The sequence below is a fragment of the Clostridium sp. AM49-4BH genome, from assembly GCF_003478335.1.
Classification (GTDB): Bacteria; Bacillota; Clostridia; order Lachnospirales; family Lachnospiraceae; genus Butyribacter.
Genome location: NZ_QUFB01000151.1, coordinates 1 through 603, shown reverse-complemented (window position 1 = coordinate 603; position 603 = coordinate 1). Strand labels below are relative to the sequence as shown.

The 603-nt window shown below is 28.5% G+C and carries 1 protein-coding gene; it reads left to right on the top strand.

Annotation, left to right across the window (positions count from 1 at the left end; translation table 11 throughout):
* On the top strand, positions 1 to 603 hold a 603-nt coding region (locus DW981_RS14845), incomplete at both ends, for a radical SAM protein (RefSeq protein ID WP_118508266.1).

Genomic DNA, 603 nt, shown 5'->3' with positions numbered 1-603 from the left:
GGAACAGGGTTTCTTAACAGAAAAAAAGAAAATTAGTTCAATAAAACATTATGAAACAGATACTTTAAAAGACCTGTATATGTATAATATGGGTAATGTGATTTTGCAAGTTACACAAAATTGTAATTTGAGATGTGAATATTGTGTTTATTCAGGAAGTTATATTAATCGTGTCCATACGAATAAAAGAATGTCTTTTGAAACAGCGGTAAAAACAATAGACTTTTTGGCAGCACATTCGTTAAATTGCAATGAGGTATCAATAGGATTTTATGGTGGAGAACCTTTATTGGAAATTGAATTGATTAAAAAGGCAGTATCGTATGCAAAAGAAGTTTTCGGTGAAAAAAAGATAAACTTTAATATGACAACAAATGCCACTTTACTGAATATGGATATTGCAGACTTTTTGGTTCAAAATGATTTTAATATTACAATCAGCTTGGATGGTCCGCGAAATATTCATAATAAAAATCGTATATTTGCCAATAGCAATAAAGGGACATTTGACTTAATTATGGAAAATATAGCTTTGATTAGAGAGAAGTATCCTTTTTTCGATAAAAAAATTTCTTTTAATGCAGTGATAGATTTAAAGCAAAA